At 44.2% G+C, this 16,465-nt stretch carries 8 protein-coding genes, 1 tRNA gene and 1 pseudogene; all 10 read left to right on the top strand.

Features of this window, described 5'->3' with window-relative positions; genetic code table 11:
• The first annotated feature begins 13 nt into the window (after positions 1-13).
• Positions 14-1,303: an FtsW/RodA/SpoVE family cell cycle protein gene (locus tag E4635_RS11410; RefSeq protein ID WP_135526815.1), complete on the top strand. Its 1,290-nt coding sequence runs from the start codon at positions 14-16 to the stop codon at positions 1,301-1,303.
• A gap of 8 nt (positions 1,304-1,311) precedes the next feature.
• Positions 1,312-2,406 (top strand): undecaprenyldiphospho-muramoylpentapeptide beta-N-acetylglucosaminyltransferase, encoded by a 1,095-nt coding sequence (gene murG, locus E4635_RS11415; protein ID WP_135526837.1) that lies wholly within the window; start codon positions 1,312-1,314, stop codon positions 2,404-2,406.
• Between the two features lie 5 nt (positions 2,407-2,411).
• Entirely contained in the window at positions 2,412-3,758 is a 1,347-nt protein-coding gene (gene murC / locus E4635_RS11420; RefSeq protein WP_135526816.1) for a UDP-N-acetylmuramate--L-alanine ligase, read from the top strand.
• A complete protein-coding gene (locus E4635_RS11425; RefSeq protein WP_135526817.1) occupies positions 3,748-4,470 on the top strand; it encodes a cell division protein FtsQ/DivIB in 723 nt (240 codons plus the stop codon). The genes murC and E4635_RS11425 overlap by 11 nt, the downstream gene beginning before the upstream one ends.
• A gap of 6 nt (positions 4,471-4,476) precedes the next feature.
• Positions 4,477-5,850 carry a cell division protein FtsA gene (gene ftsA / locus E4635_RS11430; protein ID WP_135526818.1) on the top strand — a complete coding sequence of 458 codons (1,374 nt, stop codon included), beginning with the start codon at positions 4,477-4,479 and terminating at the stop codon, positions 5,848-5,850.
• Positions 5,851-5,892: 42 nt separating this feature from the next.
• Complete coding sequence (gene ftsZ / locus E4635_RS11435; RefSeq protein WP_135526819.1) at positions 5,893-7,851, top strand: cell division protein FtsZ; 1,959 nt, start codon at positions 5,893-5,895, stop codon at positions 7,849-7,851.
• Positions 7,852-8,010: 159 nt separating this feature from the next.
• Positions 8,011-8,460 (top strand): GatB/YqeY domain-containing protein, encoded by a 450-nt coding sequence (locus E4635_RS11440; protein WP_135526820.1) that lies wholly within the window; start codon positions 8,011-8,013, stop codon positions 8,458-8,460.
• Positions 8,461-8,508: 48 nt separating this feature from the next.
• Positions 8,509-8,582: transfer RNA gene (locus tag E4635_RS11445), tRNA-Arg, on the top strand.
• 804 nt (positions 8,583-9,386) lie between these two features.
• Positions 9,387-10,127: a hypothetical protein gene (locus E4635_RS11450; RefSeq protein ID WP_135526821.1), complete on the top strand. Its 741-nt coding sequence runs from the start codon at positions 9,387-9,389 to the stop codon at positions 10,125-10,127.
• Between the two features lie 11 nt (positions 10,128-10,138).
• Positions 10,139-16,465: pseudogene (locus tag E4635_RS11455) on the top strand (DUF11 domain-containing protein); the annotation flags it as partial.

Consider the following 16,465-nt stretch of genomic DNA (forward strand, 5'->3'; position numbering starts at 1 on the left):
CGCATCTGAAAATATGAAAACGCTAATACATAATCTTAAAGGAGATAGGGTCATCTGGTCATTCGTGGCGCTTTTGGCGTTGTTTTCATTTATGCCTGTATACAGCGCAAGTAGTAACCTGGCTTATCTTAAGCACGGGACGGGAAATACATTGGTATACCTGATCAAACATTTTGTGCACCTGCTTATGGGGTTCATCATCATGTACCAGGTACAGAAAATACCATACCATTACTTTAGGAGCATATCCAGGATTTTATTGCCATTAGCCTGGATATTATTGGTGTATACACTACTTAAAGGAACAATGATTGAGGGGGCGAATGCCAGCAGATGGATACAAGTCCCGTTCTTGGGGATTACGTTCCAGCCGTCGGCTTTTGCCTCTATTTCACTGTTGTTGTATGTGGCACGGTATTTGTCTAAAACGGAACTGGAGGAAATGACTTTCCAAAAATCGCTATTCGAGCTTTGGGCGCCTGTTTTCTTTACCCTGATGCTGATTTTGCCGGCAAACTTTTCCACTACGGCCTTGATTTTTTCTATGGTCCTGATGCTAACGTTTATCGGGAAATATCCGATTAAGAATATCGGGATTATTGTCGGGTTCGGTATCGTGGCCTTTGCCTTTTTCGTTTTGGTTGTGAAAGCCTTCCCGGATGCTTTCCCCAATCGTGTGGATACCTGGATCAGCCGTATAGAGAACTTTGCTTCCGATAAACCGGGCGAAGACGATTACCAGATTGAAAAAGCCAAAATCGCCATAGCCTCCGGAGGAGTCTACGGGTTAGGGCCGGGGAAAAGCATCCAAAAGAACTTTTTGCCGCAATCCTCTTCCGATTTTATTTTTGCCATCATCATCGAGGAATTTGGGCTTTTCGGAGGATTTACAGTAATGTTCCTGTACCTGATGCTTTTTATCAGGTTCATCATCGCCTCTTATAAGGCGCCCACTTTATTCGGCAAGCTGATAGTGGCGGGACTGGGTTTCCCCATAATCTTCCAGGCCTTTATCAATATGGGTGTTGCTGTAGAATTACTGCCTACCACAGGACAAACACTGCCGCTGATAAGTAGCGGTGGAACTTCCATCTGGATGACCTGTGCGGCGCTTGGGATTATTTTGAATGTGACGAAAAAAGAAGAGGAAATTGTTCAGGAGAACCTCGAAAAACAACAAAGGGAAGAAGCATTGCAGAAATTGATCGACAAACAATTGGAAGAAGACAGGGAAATTAATGAAGAGAATTATTCAATTGAAGACCACGCGGTCAATCCAATGAATGCTGTTTTGAATAAATAATGGAAATGATGAAAGAGAATCCGAAATTTTTAATCAGCGGAGGCGGTACCGGAGGACATATTTATCCGGCGATTGCCATTGCCAATGAACTCAAAGCCCGTTTCCCAAAAGCGGATATCCTTTTTGTTGGGGCCAAAGACAAGATGGAAATGCAAAAAGTGCCTCAGGCGGGATATCCCATCAAAGGCTTATGGATTGCAGGCATCCAAAGGAAACTGACGATGCAAAATGCCATGTTCCCGTTAAAATTGCTCTCAAGTTTGAGTAAATCTTTACGGATACTAAAACAATTTAAGCCGGATGCCGTTATTGGAACCGGAGGGTTTGCCAGCGGAGCCGTTTTAAAGGTGGCCTCGATGCTTGGGATCCCTACAGTAATCCAGGAGCAGAATTCGTATCCCGGGATCACCAATAAATTATTGAGCAAAAAGGCAGATAAAATTTGTGTCGCCTACGAAAACCTGGAACGGTTCTTTCCAAAAGAAAAAATGATCCTGACAGGGAATCCGGTGCGCCAGGATTTGATTTCGGTAAGTGATAAAAGAGAAGAAGCGGTAGCCTATTTTAATTTGGATGCCTCCAAAAAAACAATACTGGTCCTCGGCGGAAGCCTTGGTGCTAAAAGGATAAATCAGCTGATTGCCAAAGAATTGGATGGGATGTTATTACAAAATGTCCAGGTTATCTGGCAATGCGGGAAATTATATTTTGAAGAATTCAAGCATTTTTCAGACAAAGAAAACGTACAGGTGTTGTCGTTCATAGACCGGATGGATTTGGTGTATGCCGCTGCCGATATCGTGATCTCACGCTCAGGTGCTTCTTCGGTTTCCGAATTGTGCCTGGTAGGAAAACCGGTTGTGTTTATACCGTCTCCCAATGTTTCGGAAGACCACCAGACCAAAAATGCGCAGGCTGTAGTTAACAAACATGCTGCCATTTTGCTGAAGGAATCGGAATTGGAATCGGAATTCAGTATTGTTTTCGAATCCTTACTGAAAGATAAAGGGAAACAGGACGATTTAAGCAAGAATATAAAAGAATTGGCTTTGCCCAATGCAACGAAACAGATTGTTGACGAAATAGTTAAGCTAATTGAATAAGAAGAATGAATTTAAATCAAATACATAACGTTTATTTTATAGGTATCGGAGGTATCGGAATGAGTGCCCTGGCCCGTTATTTCAAGGCTATTGGCAAGAATGTGTCCGGATATGACAAAACGCCTACGATTTTGACAAATGAATTGATTGAAAGCGGTATCCTGATTCATTTTGAAGACAGCATCGACCTGATCCCGAAAGATTATTTTGCCGAAAATACACTGGTAATCATTACTCCGGCCGTACCAAGGTCGCATTCGGAATGGAATTATTTCCTGGAAAGGGATTATGTGGTCAAAAAAAGGGCAGAAGTTTTAGGGATTATCACAAAAGATACATTTTGCTTTGCTGTAGCCGGAACACACGGAAAGACAACAACCTCGAGCATTTTAGGGCATATTTTGTATGAAAGCGGTGCCGATGTGACTTCTTTCCTTGGTGGGATCGTTGAGAATTACAATTCCAATTTAATAGGAACGGGAAAAACCGTTACCGTAGTGGAAGCAGACGAATTCGACCGTTCTTTCCTGCATCTTCATCCTAATATTGCCTGCGTCACTTCAATGGATGCGGATCATCTGGATATTTACGGAGATGACCAGGCGATCAAGGCTTCGTTTAAAGAATTTGCCGGTAAAGTAGAAGATAAGGACCATCTTTTTGTCATCAACGGTTTGCCTCTGGAAGGTGTAACGGTAGGAGCAGATGATGATTCGGAATTTACCGCATACAATATCAGGATTATAGACGGGTGGTATGTTTTTGATGTAAAAACACCAACAGAAGATATAAAAGACCTAAAATTCGGCTTGCCTGGAAAACACAACTTAACCAATGCTTTGCTGGCTTTAGCGATGGCAAGGACTTTCGGAACCCCAACCGAATCTATCGCTAAAGCACTAGCAACCTTCAAAGGGGTCAGACGTCGTTTTTCATTCCAGATCAGAAAGCCTGATTTTGTTTACATTGATGACTATGCCCATCATCCGACAGAAATCAATGCGGTATACCAGGCCGTTTCCGAATTGTATCCGGGACAAAAAGTACTGGCTGTTTTCCAACCGCATTTGTTCAGCAGGACGAAGGATTTTGCAGATGAATTTGCAGCAAGCCTATCGCAATTTGATGAAGTTTTGCTGCTGGATATCTATCCTGCCAGGGAATTGCCTGTAGAAGGGGTTACTTCCGCGTGGCTGCTCAACAAAATGGACAACCCGAACAGGAAACTGATCCGCAAGGAAGATCTGATCGGAGCCCTTACGGCTTCGGATGCTCCGGTAATTGTCACGATTGGCGCCGGTGATATAGGAGAAATGGTTTCAGATATAAAAAAAGCGTTAGATGCGAAATAATATCATCATAAACATCCAACTGATTGCCATTTTAGGATTGGTGGTTTTTTTGTATTCGTTTACTTCCAAAAGAAATGAGCACAGGAAAATTTCAAAACCGGTTATCGAATTTTTGGATTCCGACAGCCCGTTCGTGACCCATGAGATGGTTAATAAGTTGTTAATAGAAAATTTTGGGGGCACTTCCGTCATCCAAAAAGATGAACTAGATTTGAAGAATATTGAGCAAACTATCAATAAACACAGCATGATTGATAATTCAGAGGTGTATGTGAGCGTTGATGGAAAGTTAAAAACCATAGTAAAACAAAAGACCCCAATTGCTAGGGTTTTTAACAATAATACGTCCTTTTATATTGATTATAAGGGAGGTAAAATGCCTCTTTCAAGTAATTTTACGGCAAGAGTTCCGCTTGTTTTTGGCGATATTAACAATCGCTACAGCAAGAATTGTATCGAACTTTTGCAGGCTATTTACAACGATGATTTTTTGAAAAAAAACATCATCGGGCTTAAGATTTTACCTGACGGAAGCATAATTATGAAGAACAGGAACTATAGTTATGACATTGATTTTGGAAGAACCATCCAAATGGAAAGGAAATTTAATAACTATAAAGCGTTTTTTCAAAAAGCTGTACAGGACACTTTGATAGATTCATATAAGGAAATCAACCTGAAATTTACCAGGCAGGTGGTTTGTACAAAATAAAATAGTATGGAAAGAGAGAATATAGCAGTAGGACTTGATATAGGTACAACTAAAATTGTAGCTATGATAGGCAAGAAAAATGAGTATGGAAAGCTAGAAATTTTAGGGGTTGGAAAATCTAAAAGTCTCGGTGTGGCCAGAGGTGTGGTAAATAATATCACACAGACCATCCAATCCATCCAGGAAGCAATTGCAGAAGCGGAAAGCGATTCCGGCTACAAGATCAAAGATGTGGTAGTGGGCATCGCGGGCCAGCATATCCGCAGTATACAACATAGCGATTATATCTCGAGGAACAATCCGGAAGAGGTAATCAGCGAGCATGATATCGATGTATTGATCAACCAGGTCCAGAAATTGGCCATGTTGCCTGGCGAGGAAATCATCCATGTATTGCCGCAGGAATTTAAAATCGACGGGCAATCTGAAATAAAAGAGCCTATCGGGATGTACGGTGGCCGTTTGGAGAGCAGTTTCCATGTGGTTGTCGGGCAGGCATCGTCCATCAGGAATGTAGGGCGTTGCATAAAAAGTTCGGGCTTGGATTTGTCAGGATTAACGCTGGAGCCATTGGCTTCGGCTGATGCTGTTTTAAGCCAGGAAGAAAAAGAGGCCGGTGTGGCTTTGATCGATATTGGAGGAGGAACTACGGATTTGGCCATATTCAAAGACGGGATCATCCGCCATACAGCAGTTGTGCCTTTCGGCGGAAACGTAATTACGGAAGATATCAAGGAAGGCTGTTCCATCATCGAAAAACAGGCCGAATTATTGAAAGTGAAATTTGGTTCTGCCTGGCCGGGAGAAAATAAAGACAACGAAATCGTATCCATTCCGGGATTGCGCGGAAGGGATCCGAAGGAGATTTCATTAAAAAACCTGTCTAAGATAATCCACGCCCGTGTGGTGGAAATCATCGAGCAGGTATATACCGAAATCAAGGCATACGGGCATGAAGACCCGCGTAAAAAATTAATCGCCGGCATCGTTTTAACAGGTGGCGGTTCGCAATTGAAGCATATCAAGCAATTGGTCGAATACATTACAGGTATGGATACCCGTATCGGTTATCCGAACGAGCATTTGGCCGGGAATTCAAGCGAAGAGATTTCAAGTCCGTTGTATGCTACGGCAGTAGGTCTGGTTATGAACAGTGTACGGAACAATACCGTAAGTGCGGTACCACAGGATAATTACATCCCGGAACCCGTCCTGATCCAGAAACCGGTAATTGTGGAACAGGAAGTGATCCGACAGGAAACGGAAAAAGTGCTGGAAGAAGTGAAAGCGGACTCAAGAAGCACCGAAAAAACGATTCGCAAGTCCTTTTTCGACAAGTATATTGATAAAATTAAAGATTTCTTAGACAACGCCGAGTAATCTGCGCTGTTGAATATAATACAATAAAAAAAACCAAATAGTATGGAAAGCAACTCAGAATTTGGAAGCATTTCATTTGATTTACCAAAGAACCAATCAAATGTAATCAAAGTAATTGGAGTAGGTGGCGGAGGTAGTAATGCTATTAACCACATGTTCAAACAAGGTATCAAAGGTGTGGATTTTGTAGTTTGTAATACAGATTCACAGGCTTTGCAAAACAGCGCTGTGCCAAATAAAATCCAGTTGGGTATTAACCTGACCGAAGGAATGGGCGCTGGGGCAAACCCGAATGTAGGACAGCAATCAGCTATTGAAAGTATTGAGGATATCGAAAAAATGCTCGATGGAAATACGAAAATGGTTTTTATTACAGCCGGTATGGGCGGTGGGACCGGAACAGGAGCTGCGCCGGTAATTGCCCAATTGGCCAAAGAAAGAGATATCCTTACCGTTGGGATTGTGACGATCCCTTTCCAGTTTGAAGGGAAAGTGCGTTCGGAACAGGCTCTGTTAGGAGTTGAAAAATTAAGGAAACAAGTAGATTCGCTTATCGTCATCAACAATAACAAGTTGCGTGAGGTATACGGGAACTTAGGTTTCAAAGCCGGTTTTTCCAAAGCCGACGAAGTGTTGGCAACGGCTTCCCGCGGTATAGCAGAAGTTATTACCCACCACTACACGCAGAATATCGACTTGAAGGATGCTAAAACGGTACTGTCAAATTCGGGTACCGCCATTATGGGTTCTGCTGTTGCCGAAGGAGAAAACAGGGCTAAAGAAGCCATTATTTCAGCATTGGATTCTCCATTGTTGAACGATAATAAAATTACAGGTGCCAAAAACGTATTGTTGCTTATCGTTTCTGGTACTAATGAGATTACTATCGATGAAATCGGGGAAATCAATGACCATATCCAGGTGGAAGCCGGATTCAATGCCAACATCATTATGGGGGTTGGAGAAGATGAAACCCTTGGCGACTCCATCGCAGTAACCATTATTGCTACCGGTTTTTGTGTAGAACAGCAAAACGAAATTGTAAACACCGAACCTAAAAAAATAATACATGCTTTAGAGGACGAGCAAAGGATTGTTCGTGACTTGACGCAGGCATTTGAAGCCAAAGGATTTGATTTTTCCTCCAACGGAATAACAGAAAAACCTTTAACGGCCGAAACCCCGAAAGAGGAAGAGAAAATTGTTTTTTCCCTGGAAGAGGAAATCCCGGATATGGTAGAGCCGATTTTCGCGATGGATCTGGTACCGACAACCGAACTTATTAAAAACCTGGATGTTACCTTCGAAATCGTTTCTCCAAAAAATATCGATGCCAATGACTTCTATTTCACTTCACCGGAAGTAAAAGAAATCGAGGTTATCGATCCGCAATTCGTAGTGAAAGAGCAAGATCAGATTGCTTTGACCTTCGATTTGCCAATTCAAAAAGCAGAAGAAACGGTTCATGCAGACAAGCTTATCTTTGATCTTACGAACGAAATTAAAGAGATAAAAGTAAACGAAGCGGTAGAATTCGTTCCGGTTACCGAAGTAACCCAAAATGGCATGATCAAGCATTCGTTAGAAGAATATATGGAAATTGAAAACCATTTATTCGAATCTAAAAAGGCTGAACCCGTTGTAGCGGAAACCACTCCTGAAGAATTGAACATAACGGTTAAGAAAGTTGACGTAGCGCCGCAATATGCCACCCAGAATCCGGTAAACGATATTTCCCCGGTGGAAATGTCTATCGAAGAATCATTAAAAATGAGGGCTGAAGAGCGCCGCCGCAAAATGAAGGAATTCAATTATAAGTTCCATAACAATGCAGCCCGCGTGGATGAATTTGAAAAAGAACCGGCATACAAACGAATGGGAATCGATATTTCGAACAACCCTATAGACAATAACAGATCGCGCATGTCGCTGGGATTGGATAGTAACGATGACGTCCAGTTGCGTTCCAACAATTCCTTTTTGCACGACAACGTAGATTAATTAGCATAAGCGAAACTTTAATAACCCGAAATTTCTAATGGTTATTTCGGGTTATTTTTTTATCTTCGCCGAGGATTTTAAAAAACGGGTGGGTTTGGGCATTTTAGCCCTTTTATCCAAAGTTTATCATCTAACATTTAATATAACAATAGTTACAATATGAGCTTATCAACACAGATCATGGACGAAATGAAAAACGCCATGAGAGCAAAGGACACTGTTGCATTAGAAGCGTTGCGCGCCATAAAATCCGAACTTTTACTGGCACAGACCGCGTCAGGGAACAAAGAGGAAATCTCGGAAGCAGACGGAATCAAAATCCTGCAGCGATTGGTTAAAATGCGTAAGGACAGTGCTGCTATCTTTATGGAGCAGAACCGCGCTGACCTGGCAGAGCCTGAAATGGCACAGATAGCGGTTATTGAAAAATTCCTTCCGGCACAGTTGTCAGAAGCCGAAGTGGAAGCTATCGTTGCTAAAATCATTGCCGAAACCGGAGCATCTGGTATCGCTTCGATGGGAAAAGTAATGGGATTGGCTACTGCTGAAATTGGCGGTCAGGCAGAAGGAAAAGTAATTTCAGCCATTGTTAAAAAACTTTTAGTATAATAAAATTTGATTCCGGAAGTATATTTTACTAATTTTCCGGAATAATTCGACCGCGTAGTTCAACTGGATAGAATATCAGATTTCGGCTCTGAGGGTTGGGGGTTCGAACCCCTCCGCGGTCACTTCCATAACATTGAAAAATTTTAGCCTGATTCGATTGATGAAGGCTAAAATTTTTTTATTTCGGTATGGTTTACCCGATGATTTACCCCTTTGTTATGCCCTTCCGAAAAGGGTATTATCAGATCAGTTTTTGACCTTTTTCCAACTCTTTTTTGAATAGATTTCCAGCTTCTTTTTTGTTTTTTTTCGACTGATTTTGACCTAAAATGTTAAATTTAAGAAATCATTTCCGACGTTGTTTTTCTCAATTGCCTAAGTATTAAGGAGATATATTTTTGGGTTTTGGAACTAAAATTGATTTTTTTTAGTGTTAAAATTGCCCTTTAGTAGTCCAAATCTTATGTGTTTTGTCGGTTTTATCTGCATTTTATCGATTATTCCCCTGATTTTTGTTTTTTGGGTATTATTACGGTAAAACCGTAGTAAATATTAATATACTTTTGCGAAAAAACAATAAACAACTCACTAACTAAAATTCTGCCTATGCGTAAAAGTACTTTTATGAGGGAAAGATTTGAAAACCCCGCAGTCATTTTGCATGATAATCGAGTGCCAGCTCCACCTAAAAATCCTTTAGGATATTATACATGTGAAAATCGATTTTATTCTTAAGTAGACCGATTAAATAGTGATGCATATCCCCATTAATTTTCAGGAATAAATTTTGTCAAACATTTTGGGTTTGAAAAAATAACTGAACATTAATTAGGCGATGCCATGACATCCTATTGCTTTTAAGTAAAATCTTAAAACGAAAAAGCAAGAATCAACGTAAATAGGTGCAATTGAAAAACAAAACAAGCATGGAATACAATAATTACAATTGGGTTGGCAGTACAAATAAAATCACGGCGATGAAAACAACCGCCAGGCATTTTTTATTGTGCCTGTTACTCATGATAGGTTTTGGCGCAACAGCCCAGAATAATTATGTTTTAGGCAAAGCCGATACTAATCCCGCCGGAGAAAGATTCTATAAGGTAATTTCTTTCGGAGAGAAAATATTTTTCGGGAAGGTAGAAAATACGACAACATGGTCTGTAACCAATACGGCAGAAAAAACAACAGCCAATCTAAGGGGCAGCGAAATCAATGAGTATGTATTCGAAAAGGCCGGCCAGTATGAAATCCGTTTCTTCGAAAATAAAAAACATAGTGATGAATGCAACCATCCTTCCTTTGATGAGAAAATGCTCATTAAGGTAAATCCGGTAAAAATGACGTTCGATTTCTCAAAAATCGCTTTTTCGGAAAAAATTGAGAGAGGCAGGAATTATGACAATTTGATCATTACCGTACCTGTAGGGATTTCTACCAAAGATAATTCCATAACAAAATTAGCGGCACCCGGCTTATTTATAGCAGGTATCGGAGTTTCGATGAAAGCCAAGCCCGCCACCGAAAATGTTGAAATCAAAAACGGGGTACAATTGCTTACTTATCAAGTATCCGGAATCGTAAACGCAGAATCTTACCTCATGTTTGATTTTTCCGATTTCAACAATCAAATACACACCTATAACCTCCCTCAGATAATACATTAATCATTTCAGTTATGATAAAAAATTATTTAGCAGTTAATAGCGTATTGAAATTCAGGCAATTATTTTGTCTGATTTTGATATTTTTCCTATTCAGCCAGAAATCAAACTCACAGTGTGCCACGCCTCCGGTAGGATGTGCGAGTACGGATTTATCCAATTTCGGAGTAGATTCAAACAATAACGCGGCAACTATCGAATATGATAACTATATTTCAAGTTTCCACACCACAATTGTAAGGACCGCCAACGGATCATTCCAGACCTGGGGCGAAAGAATTGCAAATGACGGTGCCACTAACTTATTTTCGCCTATAACCATCAATGCTACCAATTATCCGGCATTAGGGACTGCTACTCCCTTAAAAGTGGGGTTGGGAAGTAATTCCGTAAATACCGGCCAGGGAATATTATTGGCCACAGATGGTTTGTACGCCTGGTCTAATGAAGGACAGGTATTGGACAACTCCATTACTTCCAGCACGGTATTCCAAAAAGTGACCATTGGCGGGAACGCTAACGGATTGCCTACAGGAATGGTGCCGGGCGATGTAAAGATGATGTTCGTAACCCACCAGACGATTGCCATTACCACTTGTGGCGGAGATGTTTGGGTGCTTTCGCAAAATGCTAATGTACGGGCCAATGGAGCGGGAGGGAATGCTACAACATGGTCTCGTGTTACCACAGATGCAGTAGGAAACCCGTTTCTTACCAATGTAGTAGTCTGCAGAGGTGCTGCCGGAGCTTTAATGGCATTAAAATCCGACGGAACAGTATATACTTGGGGTACCAATGTATACAGAGGAAACAATACAGCAGGTATCGCGGCGCAGACCAGAGCGACACAAATGACTTTGCCAGTTGGTATCACGACAAAAATGATCGGTGCTACCATGAATACCGCTACATCCAACCATTCTTATTATGTGTTGGCAACCAATGGGAATTTGTACTCTTTGGGAGAAAACGGTACCAGACAATTGGGAGATCGTACAACCATCAGCAGGTTGGCTTGGGTTCAGCCCACATATCCTTCTGCCGGAAATCCTGTCATGAGCGATATTAAATGGATAAGCCCGCAAGAACACGATGGGCAATTTGCATTTGTTAATGTTATCAATACGACCAGGAATATGTACGCTTTTGGTTCGAATGACAACAACTGTATCGGTACGGCAGCAAATCCTTCTGATCCGGTTATGCCAGGAGGACTGGCCGCGGCAGATGCTATATTAACGGTCGAAACAGGAGGACACACCTCAATGGTGGTCAAAAACTGTGATCCTAATTTTGGATATGTTGGACACAGGATCAACGGAAGTATGGGAAGCGGTAGTACGGGATCCGGGAACGAAGCATCTTATACATTCTCCACAGCTCCGGTACAAATTTGCGGAGCGGAATCCATTCCTATCATCCAGCCTATTTCCACAGGAACCGGTCCTACTTCAAATTATTGTGCAGGATCTTCCGTATTATTGGAGCCTTCGCCAGCCGGAGGAACCTTGGTAGTTTTGAGCGGACCTGGAACTTTAGTGGGTAATTTATTGAATTTTACCGGCTTGGGGACTGTTGTAGTTCGATATACTTTGCCTACCGCTTGTGGAGGTTCTTCAGTGGTAACAAGAAATTTTGTAACGGAATATTGTTCAGAAGACCTTCAGGTTGTAAAAACTGTGAGTAATCCAAATCCAAGCGTTGGTAGCAATGTGACTTTTACGATTACTGCAACAAATAACGGCCCTTATAATACATATGGTGTTTCTGTTAATGATGTCTTGCCTGCAGGTTATACCTTTGTAAGCGCGACCCCATCTACAGGCACCTGGACGGCTCCGAACTGGACCATCGGTAATATGGCTAATGGTGCGAGTGCTACTTTGACTATTGTTGCTACGGTAAGAGCTACGGGCACATATGCTAATACTGCAACTATTTCTGGTGTGGAACCGGATTCTAATAATGCCAATAACACTTCTACAGTTACCCCGGTTGTTCAATCCAATCTATCAGTAACTAAAACTGTAAGCAATCCGAATCCAAGTGTAGGAAGCAATGTGACTTTTACTATTACAGTAGGAAATGCAGGACCAAGTAATGCTACGAGTGTTGTAGTGAATGATGTCTTACCGGCAGGCTATACGTTTGTAAGTGCCACTCCATCTACAGGAACCTGGACAGCTCCGAACTGGACTATCGGCAATTTAGCCAATGGCGGAAGTGCTACTTTAACTATTGTAGCGACAGTTAGATCAACGGGTTCTTATGCGAATACGGCAACTGTTACAGGAGCAGAAACTGATCCTACTCCTGGTAATAATACATCAACAGTAACTCCAGTGGTTCAATCGAATTTATCGATTACCAAAACAGTAAGCAACCCAACCCCTAACGTGGGCAGCAATGTGACCTTCACCCTAACGGCTTCCAATGCGGGACCGAGCAATGCTACGGGCGTGAGCGTGAACGATGTGCTTCCGGCAGGGTATACCTTTGTAAGCGCGACCCCATCTACAGGTACGTGGACGGCCCCGAACTGGAGTATCGGTACTTTGGCCAATGGTGCTACGGCAACCCTCACCATTGTGGCAAGCGTAAACGCAGCAGGGCCTTATGCCAATACGGCAACCATCACAGGGACAGAAAATGATCCGACCCCTGGCAACAATACCTCTACGGTGACCCCGGTCCCTGTAGCACAGGCCAACCTTGCCATTGTCAAAACAGTGAGCAACCCAACCCCTAACGTGGGCAGCAATGTAACCTTCACCCTAACGGCTTCCAATGCGGGACCGAGCAATGCTACGGGCGTGAGCGTGAACGATGTGCTTCCGGCAGGGTATACCTTTGTAAGTGCGACCCCATCCACAGGTACCTGGACGGCTCCGAACTGGAGTATCGGTACTTTGGCCAATGGTGCTACGGCGACTATTACCATTGTGGCAAGCGTAAACGCAGCGGGACCTTATGCCAATACGGCAACGATTACAGGAAGCGAAATTGATCCGACCCCTGGTAACAATACCTCTACGGTGACCCCGGTCCCTGTAGCACAGGCAAACCTTGCCATTGTCAAAACAGTGAGCAACCCAACCCCGAACGTGGGCAGCAATGTAACCTTCACCCTAACGGCTTCCAATGCGGGACCGAGCAATGCTACGGGGGTGAGCGTGAACGATGTGCTTCCGGCAGGGTATACCTTTGTAAGCGCGACCCCATCCACAGGTACCTGGACAGCCCCGAACTGGAGTATCGGTACTTTGGCCAATGGTGCTACGGCGACTATTACCATCGTGGCAAGCGTAAACGCAGCGGGACCTTATGCCAATACGGCAACGATTACAGGAAGCGAAATTGATCCGACCCCTGGCAACAATACCTCTACGGTGACCCCGGTCCCTGTAGCACAGGCCAACCTTGCCATTGTGAAAACAGTAAGCAACCCAACCCCGAACGTGGGCAGTAATGTAACCTTCACCCTAACGGCTTCCAATGCAGGACCGAGCAATGCTACGGGCGTGAGCGTGAACGATGTGCTTCCGGCAGGGTATACCTTTGTAAGCGCGACCCCATCCACAGGTACCTGGACGGCTCCGAACTGGAGCATCGGTACTTTGGCCAATGGTGCTACGGCGACTATTACCATCGTGGCAAGCGTAAACGCAGCAGGACCATACGCCAATACAGCAACCATTACAGGGACAGAGATTGATCCGACCCCTGGTAACAATACCTCTACAGCAACAACAGCACCAATAAGTATAATCGATGCAGTGATTGATCCAGCTGTGACGGTAAGCTCCGGCTCGGCAGTGACGATCCTTCCAGGCAGTGTGATCGGCAACGACACCCTAAACGGAAACCCGGTAACGATTACCAACACGAACGTCACTCCGGCAGCGGCAGGTCCACTAAGCGTGGATGCTGACGGCGTTATCTCTGTGGCAGCAAACACACCATCAGGAACTTATGTTATCACGTACCAACTGTGCGAAGCAGATCCTGCGACAGGACTTTCTATTGTTCCTGCGAACTGCGATACGGCTACCGCAACAGTGATTGTCAATAATGTAATTGATGCAGTGATTGATCCAGCTGTAACGGTAAGCTCCGGCTCGGCAGTGACCATCCTTCCAGGCAGTGTGATCGGCAACGATACCCTAAACGGAAACCCGGTAACGATTACCAACACGAATGTCACTCCAGCAGCGGCAGGCCCACTAAGCGTGGATGCTGATGGCGTTATTTCTGTGGCAGCGAATACACCATCAGGCACGTATATCATTACCTATCAACTGTGCGAAGCAGATCCTGCGACAGGACTTTCAATAGTTCCGGCGAACTGTGATACGGCTACCGCTACGGTGATTGTCAATAATGTAATTGATGCAGTGATTGATCCAGCTGTGACGGTAAGCTCCGGCTCGGCAGTGACGATCCTTCCAGGCAGTGTGATCGGCAACGATACCCTAAACGGAAACCCGGTAACGATTACCAACACGAATGTCACTCCAGCAGCGGCAGGCCCACTAAGCGTGGATGCTGACGGAATTGTTTCTGTAGCAGCAAATACACCATCAGGAACCTATATTATCACGTACCAATTGTGCGAAGCAGATCCGGCGACAGGACTTTCAATAGTTCCGGCGAACTGTGATACGGCTACCGCTACGGTGATTGTCAATAATGTAATTGATGCAGTGATTGATCCAGCTGTGACGGTAAGCTCCGGCTCGGCAGTGACGATCCTTCCAGGCAGTGTGATCGGCAACGACACCCTAAACGGAAATCCTGTAACGACTACCAATACAAATGTAACCCCAGCAGCGGCAGGCCCACTAAGCGTGGATGCTGACGGAATTGTTTCTGTGGCAGCAAACACACCATCAGGTACTTATATCATTACATATCAATTGTGCGAAGCAGATCCGGCGACAGGAGTTTCAATAGTTCCTGCGAACTGCGATACGGCTACCGCAACGGTGATTGTGAATAATGTGATTGATGCAGTAATTGATCCGGCTGTGACGGTAAGCTCCGGCTCGGCAGTGACCATCCTTCCAGGCAGTGTGATCGGCAACGACACCCTAAACGGAAACCCGGTAACGATTACTAATACGAATGTAACCCCAGCAGCGGCAGGCCCACTAAGTGTGGATGCTGACGGCGTTATCTCTGTAGCAGCAAACACACCATCAGGAACTTATGTCATTACCTACCAACTGTGCGAAGCAGATCCGGCGACAGGACTTTCAGTTGTTCCTGCGAATTGTGATACGGCTACCGCAACAGTGATTGTCAATAATGTAATTGATGCAGTGATTGATCCAGCTGTGACGGTAAGCTCCGGCTCGGCAGTGACGATCCTTCCAGGCAGTGTGATCGGCAACGACACCCTAAACGGAAACCCGGTAACGACTACCAATACAAATGTAACCCCAGCAGCGGCAGGCCCACTAAGCGTGGATGCTGACGGAATTGTTTCTGTAGCAGCGAACACACCATCAGGAACCTATGTTATCACGTACCAACTGTGCGAAGCAGATCCGGCAACAGGACTTTCAATAGTTCCGGCGAATTGTGATACGGCTACTGCAACGGTGATTGTCAATAATGTGATTGATGCAGTGATTGATCCAGCTGTAACGGTAAGCTCCGGCTCGGCAGTGACGATCCTTCCAGGCAGTGTGATCGGCAACGATACCCTAAACGGAAATCCGGTAACGATTGCCAACACGAATGTCACTCCGGCAGCGGCAGGCCCACTAAGTGTGGATGCTGACGGTGTTATTTCTGTAGCAGCGAATACACCATCAGGAACCTATGTTATCACGTACCAACTGTGCGAAGCAGATCCGGCGACAGGACTTTCAGTTGTTCCTGCGAATTGTGATACGGCTACCGCAACGGTGATTGTGAATAATGTAATCGATGCAGTGATTGATCCGGCTGTGACGGTAAGCTCCGGCTCGGCAGTGACGATCGTTCCAGGCAGTGTGATCGGCAACGACACCCTAAACGGAAATCCGGTAACGATTGCCAACACGAATGTCACTCCGGCAGCGGCAGGCCCACTAAGTGTGGATGCTGACGGAATTGTTTCTGTAGCAGCAAATACACCATCAGGAACCTATGTTATCACGTACCAACTGTGCGAAGCAGATCCGGCGACAGGACTTTCTATTGTTCCTGCGAACTGCGATACGGCTACCGCAACGGTGATTGTGAATAATGTGATTGATGCAGTAATCGATCCAGCTGTGACGGTAAGCTCCGGCTCGGCAGTGACGATCCTTCCAGGCAGTGTGATCGGCAACGACACCCTAAACGGAAACCCG

Source organism: Flavobacterium humi (genome assembly GCF_004745595.1).
In the GTDB taxonomy this organism is placed as follows: domain Bacteria; phylum Bacteroidota; class Bacteroidia; order Flavobacteriales; family Flavobacteriaceae; genus Flavobacterium; species Flavobacterium humi.

Excerpts from the sequence above, each read along its gene's own strand:
- E4635_RS11410 (WP_135526815.1), top strand. The coding sequence starts at position 14 with ATGAAAACGCTAATACATAATCTTAAAGGAGATAGGGTCATCTGGTCA.
- murG (WP_135526837.1), top strand. The coding sequence starts at position 1,312 with ATGAAAGAGAATCCGAAATTTTTAATCAGCGGAGGCGGTACCGGAGGA.
- murC (WP_135526816.1), top strand. The coding sequence starts at position 2,412 with ATGAATTTAAATCAAATACATAACGTTTATTTTATAGGTATCGGAGGT.
- E4635_RS11425 (WP_135526817.1), top strand. The coding sequence starts at position 3,748 with ATGCGAAATAATATCATCATAAACATCCAACTGATTGCCATTTTAGGA.
- ftsA (WP_135526818.1), top strand. The coding sequence starts at position 4,477 with ATGGAAAGAGAGAATATAGCAGTAGGACTTGATATAGGTACAACTAAA.
- ftsZ (WP_135526819.1), top strand. The coding sequence starts at position 5,893 with ATGGAAAGCAACTCAGAATTTGGAAGCATTTCATTTGATTTACCAAAG.
- E4635_RS11440 (WP_135526820.1), top strand. The coding sequence starts at position 8,011 with ATGAGCTTATCAACACAGATCATGGACGAAATGAAAAACGCCATGAGA.
- E4635_RS11450 (WP_135526821.1), top strand. The coding sequence starts at position 9,387 with ATGGAATACAATAATTACAATTGGGTTGGCAGTACAAATAAAATCACG.